At 53.2% G+C, this 6,948-nt stretch carries 8 protein-coding genes and 1 pseudogene; 7 read left to right on the top strand and 2 right to left on the bottom strand.

Features of this window, described 5'->3' with window-relative positions; all coding sequences use genetic code 11:
- On the bottom strand, nt 1–508 hold a 508-nt coding region (locus GAK38_RS23125), incomplete at its 3' end, for a transposase (RefSeq protein WP_325346951.1).
- A gap of 404 nt (nt 509–912) precedes the next feature.
- Here GAK38_RS23125 and GAK38_RS23120 point away from each other — a divergent pair.
- Together GAK38_RS23120 and GAK38_RS23115 are read left to right on the top strand one after the other, a co-directional pair.
- On the top strand, nt 913–1,635 hold the full coding sequence (locus GAK38_RS23120) for a glutathione S-transferase family protein (RefSeq protein WP_325347236.1): 723 nt from the start codon (nt 913–915) through the stop codon (nt 1,633–1,635).
- Nucleotides 1,632–2,027, top strand: a complete 396-nt coding sequence (locus GAK38_RS23115; protein WP_325347235.1) for a hypothetical protein — start codon at nt 1,632–1,634, stop codon at nt 2,025–2,027. Before GAK38_RS23120 ends, GAK38_RS23115 begins: the two co-directional genes overlap by 4 nt.
- A 9-nt stretch (nt 2,028–2,036) precedes the next feature.
- Here GAK38_RS23115 and GAK38_RS24055 read toward each other — a convergent pair whose 3' ends face one another.
- Entirely contained in the window at nt 2,037–2,156 is a 120-nt protein-coding gene (locus tag GAK38_RS24055) for a DUF1127 domain-containing protein (protein ID WP_443089269.1), read from the bottom strand.
- Nucleotides 2,157–2,392: 236 nt separating this feature from the next.
- On the opposite strand from GAK38_RS24055, the gene GAK38_RS23110 reads away from it, so the two are divergent.
- From GAK38_RS23110 to GAK38_RS23090, 5 genes and pseudogenes are all read left to right on the top strand, one after another.
- A complete protein-coding gene (locus tag GAK38_RS23110; protein WP_325347237.1) occupies nt 2,393–2,866 on the top strand; it encodes a GntR family transcriptional regulator in 474 nt (157 codons plus the stop codon).
- A complete protein-coding gene (locus GAK38_RS23105; RefSeq protein WP_325347234.1) occupies nt 2,847–3,806 on the top strand; it encodes a PLP-dependent aminotransferase family protein in 960 nt (319 codons plus the stop codon). The genes GAK38_RS23110 and GAK38_RS23105 overlap by 20 nt, the downstream gene beginning before the upstream one ends.
- A 131-nt stretch (nt 3,807–3,937) precedes the next feature.
- On the top strand, nt 3,938–6,163 hold the full coding sequence (gene purL, locus GAK38_RS23100) for a phosphoribosylformylglycinamidine synthase subunit PurL (RefSeq protein ID WP_325347233.1): 2,226 nt from the start codon (nt 3,938–3,940) through the stop codon (nt 6,161–6,163).
- Nucleotides 6,164–6,330: 167 nt separating this feature from the next.
- Entirely contained in the window at nt 6,331–6,564 is a 234-nt protein-coding gene (locus GAK38_RS23095; protein WP_007874594.1) for a BolA/IbaG family iron-sulfur metabolism protein, read from the top strand.
- Between the two features lie 261 nt (nt 6,565–6,825).
- Nucleotides 6,826–6,948, top strand: a pseudogene (locus tag GAK38_RS23090) (Grx4 family monothiol glutaredoxin); the annotation flags it as partial.

The raw sequence follows: 6,948 nt of genomic DNA, 5'->3' as shown, positions 1-6,948 counted from the left end.
ATGGTGATTCGCCCGAGCCGTTCTTCGGCTTGAAGCTCTTGATCGACGCCCAGGCTTCGATCAGCGTGCCATCGACAGAGAAGTGGTCCGTTGACAGCAGCCGCTTTACCTTGGGCTGCGAAAGGATCGCACCCAGGAACTTCGCGGCGATGTCGCCTTCCAGCAGCCGGTCGCGGTTCTTCGAAAACACCGAATGGTCCCAAGCTGGATCGTCAATGCCAATGTCGACGAACCAGCGGAATAGAAGGTCGTATTCCAACCGCTCCATCAAAAGTCGCTCAGAGCGGATTGAATAGAAGGCTTGCAGAAGCATGGCGCGCAGAAGCTTTTCAGGCGCGATCGATGGCCGCCCGATCGGCGAATAGAGCGCTGCGAACTCCCGTTCCAGCAAAACGAGCGCGTCGTTCACGATCTGCCGGATTGCCCGCAGCGGATGATCACGACGAACACGATCCTCCAGATCGACATAACTGAAGAGTTGACCTGTCCTCACATCGCCGCCACGCATCCATCAACTCCCAATCTCCACAAAGCCAATGAATCACGACCAAAGTCTTCACGCCAGGCCTTTTTCAACAGCCTGCTAGAGCCTAGCTCCTTAAAATTAACTCGATATAAGATAAAATTATGCTGTAAAAACAGTTATTTGTAGCGATATTTCTGATCCAATAAGACACACGACACTCTGGAGTAGTTCCAGTTGATATCGAAGCGTTGAAACCTCTCGATATTTTTGTTTCTACGCGCATCTGGTTTCGAAAACCGATCCCATTTTTCGGAATGCGCTCTAGCGTCACGCACAAAATCGTGGCAGCTTGATCGATAGATACTTCATGAGTAAACCGAATCGGGGAACGATATCGATGCAGTTATATTCACGCCCACTCTCCCCCTATTCCGCTTTTGTGCGCGGTGTTCTTTATCTCAAGGAACTGCCGTTCAAACCTATTAACCTCCCCTATCCCATTTCCCGAAGACTTCATTCATGTGACACCTTTAAAGCGTGTCCCGGTGCTGATTACCGGCTCTGGCGAGGCATTGTTTGAAGCAGCCGTCATTGCGGAATATCTGGAAGATCATTTTCCGGATACTCCCGTTCTGCCCGGCACCCCGCGCGAGCGTGCTCTGATCCGCCTTCTGGCGCGTGTGACGGAACTGGAAGTTCTCGGCCCTGCGATGAAACTCTTCATTCTTCAGAGCAAGCCTGAAAGGGACGAGGCCACTATCGAGCGGCTGTTTACCAAGCTCCACAAAGGCTTGAGCGTGGTTGAATCCCGTCTCACCGATGACGATTTTGCGCTCAACGATGCGCCGACACTTGCCGATGCATGGCTGCTGCCAGTACGCTTCCTCATGGAGCCGCTCAAGAAGCTTTCGGGGAAAGACGATTTGCTCGCTGCTTACCCAAAATTCGACACATATGCGGTGAAAGCAAAGCAGGACCCTGCGTTCGAACTCATATGGAATGAGATGAGTGACGGGTTAAAGGCTTTCATGCGCAGCTTGCCTGAATTATCTCGTCCAATAGAAAGCGCATTTTTGAAAATGTGCTTTAACACATTGTTTCTATGCGTTTATCGGCAAGCCACTCTTTTGTTGGTCTTGCCGAAAACGTTCTTATGGAGCCTTCCTTGAAGAACAAGACCATTGCGCTCGTTGCACTGCCTGCTCTGGCACTTTTTGCAGCCTGCACGCCGAAACCGACGCCTCCGACTCCCACAAGTGTTAGCAAAGCAGCGTTGGCAACCATGGAGCGGATCGCTGTGGGAGCGAATAGCTGTTGGTTCAAATCCAATGATAAAGATTTTCGCGGCTATGCATTTGCGCTGGAACTTAATTCTTTTTCAGGGCGTCCACGTATGTTTGTGGTTCCTGCTCGAAATCTGGCGGGACGCCCACTCCTGGTTGTGCAGGCAGAAGGCAATCCAGCACGCATTGAAGCCTTTGGCCCGATGATGCAACAGGGTCATAGCAGTCGTATCAGTGCTGACATTAATCGTTGGGCATCGGGCCAAAAAGGCTGCTGACGTTCAAATTTAAAGGATGTGGAAACGGACCTTGCGCGATTCCACATCTGCCTCGTTCCGCGTAATACCTATATCGCGAAGCTGCTCGTCCGTCAGATCAATCAATTCAATGCGTCTGCGACGCAGCATGAGACGCAGAGAGCACCATTCAATGAAACGCTGCCAGACAGAACGAGAAGCGTAACAAAAATCGCTTTCCCTTGTCTGGGTTGTATCAATTGTATCTATTTCATCGTGCTTAACTGACGTATATGTCATAGCGAACAGCCTTTTAAACTGGGCTTAGCCGATATTGTGCATCAATCTGATGCGTGAAACGTAAATACAATTGACTCAAATATCGGTACAATGCTTATATTGTGACCATGACAAATTGGCTTCCCGACCTCACCGGAAAATCCGGCCCACTCTATCTTCAACTCGCTGACGCAATTGAAGAAGCGATCGCCCTTGGAACTTTGCCTGCGGGACAGAAGCTACCACCGCAACGCAATCTGGCTTATGATCTAAAGGTGACAATCGGCACAATCGGGCGCGCCTATGCTCTCGCGCATGAGCGTGGACTTGTAACCGGCGAAGTTGGTCGCGGAACTTATGTGCTTGGCAGGACCGACGGCAAGAATTCGCCGCCTGCCTATTCGAGCGATGGCATTGCTGGCACACGTATTCAGGGCGCACCGCTCGACAAGGGGCGCTTCGATACGACGGCAGCTCCTGACGTCGGACAAAATACGATACTTGAGCCGCTGATTGCGTCTGTCATTCGCAATTTCCCGCATGAAGTTGTCAACTACACGCGACATTTCCCGCAACACTGGCTTGAAGCCGGAAGTCAATGACTCAATCAGGAAAACGCTCCTGCTGATGCGAGCAATATTGTTATCACCAACGGAGCACATGCTGGTGCAATTGCGGCGATTACGGCTTTCACCTCGCCGGGCGACAGGATTGTTTTTGAAGATCTCACTTACACAAGTGAGCCGGTCTGTGAAAATTGCCGGACGCCGCGTCGCGATTGCTGCAAGCGATGAATATGGCATGATCCCGGAAGAATTCGAGCGGGTCTGCAACCAGCAGCACCCGACAATGGCGTTTCTCATGCCAAGCATCCACAATCCAACGCTTGCGACCATGCCCTATGAGCGCCGAGTGGCGATTGCCAATATCGCCGCACGACACAATGTCTGGCTCATTGAAGATGACACATATGGGGTTATGACCCGGTCAAATATCCCGAAGATCGCCGATATTGCACCGGAACGGACATTTCTTCTCGGCAGTCTTTCAAAGGCCGTAACGGCTGGCTTGCGCTGCGGCTGGGTGGCCTGCCCGCCGCATTGCGCGCAACGTTTACGCGTGACCCACAAGCTGATGACGGGCGGCGTTTCGTTTCTGCTCGCTGAAACTACCGCACAGATGGTGCTTTCAGGTCAGGCGAATGCCCTGCTGGACAAGTGCTCGGCTGAAATCGAATGGCGCGAGCAATTGGCCCGCAAGGTCTTCGCCGGTTACGACTTTGTTTCTTCACCGCATGTTCCGATCCTCTGGCTGAAACTGCCGGAACCATGGCTTGCCAGTACATTCAAAGCAGCCGCCTATGAAAACGGACTACTGATCGACGATGAAGACGAGTTCAAAACCGGGCGCATTGATCGAACTTACCACCGGGTTCGCATTGCTTTTTCCTCACCGACGGATCGTAATCTGATCGAAAATGGCTTCGCAACTTTGCGGCAATTGCTGGGAAATGAACAAGTAGGCTATGAAGGTAGCATTTGAGCCGGGAAATCGGCATTTTCCTGTCGCGCTTCCAACAGAGTTAGGTTAAAGAGGCCCCTTGAAACCTTAGGTGTCCGCCCTTCGGCAGAAGTTTCCGGGTACCGCAGCCTGCGACGGGGTCCCTCATCTCCATGACTATTTCCAATAAGCGCGACATCACGCCGGAACTTATCTCTGCTCACGGCCTCAAGCGGGACGAATATCAGCGTATTCTCGATCTGATCGGACGCGAACCAAGCTTTACGGAGCTTGGCATTTTCTCGGCCATGTGGAATGAACATTGTTCCTACAAGTCGTCGAAGAAGTGGCTGCGTACTCTCCCGACAACCGGCCCACGCGTTATCCAGGGTCCGGGTGAAAACGCTGGCGTTGTTGACATTGGCGATGGCGACTGCGTCGTCTTCAAGATGGAAAGCCATAACCACCCGTCGTATATCGAGCCTTATCAGGGCGCGGCGACAGGCGTTGGCGGCATTCTGCGCGACGTTTTCACAATGGGTGCTCGCCCAATTGCATCCATGAATGCCCTGCGTTTCGGTGAGCCTGACCATCCAAAGACCCGCCACCTTGTTTCCGGTGTTGTTTCCGGCGTTGGCGGTTATGGCAATGCTTTCGGCGTTCCGACCGTTGGCGGCGAAGTGAACTTCGACAAGCGCTATAACGGCAATATCCTCGTCAATGCATTCGCGGCTGGCCTTGCCAAGCATGACGGCATCTTCCTGTCGGAAGCCAAGGGCGTTGGCCTCCCGGTTGTCTATCTCGGTGCCAAGACGGGCCGTGATGGTGTTGGCGGTGCAACGATGGCATCGGCTGAATTTGACGAATCGATTGAAGAAAAGCGTCCAACCGTTCAAGTTGGCGATCCATTCACCGAAAAGTGCCTTCTGGAAGCATGCCTTGAGCTGATGGCTTCGGGTGCGGTTATCGCCATTCAGGACATGGGTGCTGCGGGTCTCACATGCTCTGCTGTGGAAATGGGTGCGAAGGGCGATCTTGGTATCGAGCTCATTCTCGACCATGTTCCGGTTCGCGAAGTAAACATGACAGCTTACGAAATGATGCTGTCGGAAAGCCAGGAGCGTATGCTCATGGTTCTCAAGCCAGAAATGGAAGAAGAAGCACAGGCGATCTTCCGCAAGTGGGGTCTTGATTTCGCAATCGTCGGCAAGACCACTGATGATCTGCGCTTCCGCGTCATCCATCAGGGCGAAGAAGTTGCAAACCTGCCGATCAAGGAACTCGGTGACGAAGCTCCTGAGTATGATCGTCCGTGGATGGAACCAGGCAAGCATGCACCGCTGCTTGCCAGCAATGTGCCACAGGTTGAAGACTATTCGGATGCGCTGCTCAAGCTCGTTGGCTCGCCGGATGCTTCATCACGCCGCTGGGTTTACGAACAGTATGACACACTCATTCAGGGCAACTCGCTGCAGCTCCCGGGTGGCGATGCTGGTGTGATCCGCGTTGAAGGTCACGCCACCAAGGCACTCGCTTTCTCGTCTGACGTAACGCCACGCTATTGCGAAGCTGATCCGTTTGAAGGCGGCAAGCAGGCTGTTGCCAAATGCTGGCGCAACATTACCGCAACCGGTGCTGAGCCGCTTGCATCGACAGACAACCTCAACTTCGGCAATCCTGAAAAGCCGGAAATCATGGGCCAGCTGGTCAAGGCAATTGAAGGTATCGGCGAAGCTTGCCGTGCGCTCGACTTCCCAATCGTTTCGGGCAACGTATCGCTCTACAACGAAACCAACGGTCAGGCGATCCTGCCAACTCCGACCATTGCCGCCGGAGTCGGCCTCATTCCTGACTGGTCGCAGATGGCCAAAATCGGTGGAATGCAGGATGGCGACACGCTGGTTCTGCTGGGAGGCGACGGCACCCATTTGGGTCAGTCGGTCTATCTGCGCGATCTTTTCGACCGCGCTGACGGCCCTGCTCCAACAGTTGATTTTGCGCTTGAAAAGCGTAACGGCGAGTTCGTCCGTTCGGCGATCCGCAATGGCCAGGTGACAGCCTGTCACGATCTCTCCGATGGTGGCCTTGCCGTTGCTGTTGCTGAAATGGCAATCAAGTCCGGCAAGGGTGCGGTTCTTGATGCGGGCGACGGCCTGCCACATGCAGCGCTGTTTGGCGAAGATCAGTCGCGTTATGTTGTTGCAGCAACGCCTGAAATGGCGAAACTCATTGCGCTCAATGCAGAAGGTGCTGGCGTTCCGTTCCGTGTACTCGGCACGGTCGGCGGCGACCGCCTGAAGTTCGGTGCAACGGTTGATGTAGCAGTTGCAGAGCTTAACAATGCTTTTGAAGGCTGGTTCCCGGGCTTCATGAGTGGAGAAGCTGCAGTCGACAACTAATCGTTATTGGTTAGAACTGTTACCAATTGACGCCCGGCCGGGAACACCGCGCCGGGCGTTTGCTTGTCGGCAATTTAAACGTTAGACAGTTGAATATTGACGTATCACGATGATGCGTTACGATTCGAAACGAACAAGAAGAAGCCCTAAAAGGCAGGAGATTTTGCATGGCTATGGACGCTCATGAGATCGAAAAACTGATACGCGAAGGTATTCCCGGCGCAAAGGTTACGATCCGCGACCTTGCCGGAGACGGAGATCATTATGCGGCGGAAGTTGTTGCGGAAAGTTTCCGTGGCAAGTCACGCGTGCAGCAGCACCAGATGGTCTATGACGCCCTCAAGGGCAACATGGGCGGCGTGCTTCACGCCCTTGCCCTCCAGACCAGCGTACCAGAATAAACTAATCCAACACCGCCCTCGGTTGAGCTTTCCAGCCTTTAGCCAAGTGTTGAAATACACGCAATGGCACTTGGAAACGACAATCCGGGCGGTGATTTTCTTCCTGCGGCAAGATGTTGCCCCCAAAACAGCCTGATTTCGCGCTAATTTGACTTGCTTTCACCTTTAGAGGGTGATTACCAAAGCTCAGCTTACTATATTGGGGTAGAACCTCTCCCTACGCGGGCCGGGATTTGAACCGGCATCCTGAAAGGAACTAAAATGACCGGAATCAACGATTTCATCGACAATGAAGTGAAGACCAACGACGTCGTGCTGTTCATGAAGGGCACACCAGGTTTCCCACAGTGCGGTTTCTCCGGTCAGGTCGTTCAGATTCTCGAC

Source organism: Xylophilus sp. (assembly GCA_009914555.1).
Lineage (GTDB): Bacteria > Pseudomonadota > Gammaproteobacteria > Burkholderiales > Burkholderiaceae_C > WNDY01.
Note: the sequence above shows the minus strand (reverse complement) of the source record. Positions and strands in the feature narration are given on the sequence as shown.

Bases quoted from the DNA above. Each gene is read 5' to 3' on its own strand.
- GAK38_RS24055 (WP_443089269.1), bottom strand. From the start codon at position 2,156: ATGCTGCGTCGCAGACGCATTGAATTGATTGATCTGACGGACGAGCAG.
- purL (WP_325347233.1), top strand. From the start codon at position 3,938: ATGACTATTTCCAATAAGCGCGACATCACGCCGGAACTTATCTCTGCT.
- GAK38_RS23095 (WP_007874594.1), top strand. From the start codon at position 6,331: ATGGCTATGGACGCTCATGAGATCGAAAAACTGATACGCGAAGGTATT.
- GAK38_RS23110 (WP_325347237.1), top strand. From the start codon at position 2,393: ATGACAAATTGGCTTCCCGACCTCACCGGAAAATCCGGCCCACTCTAT.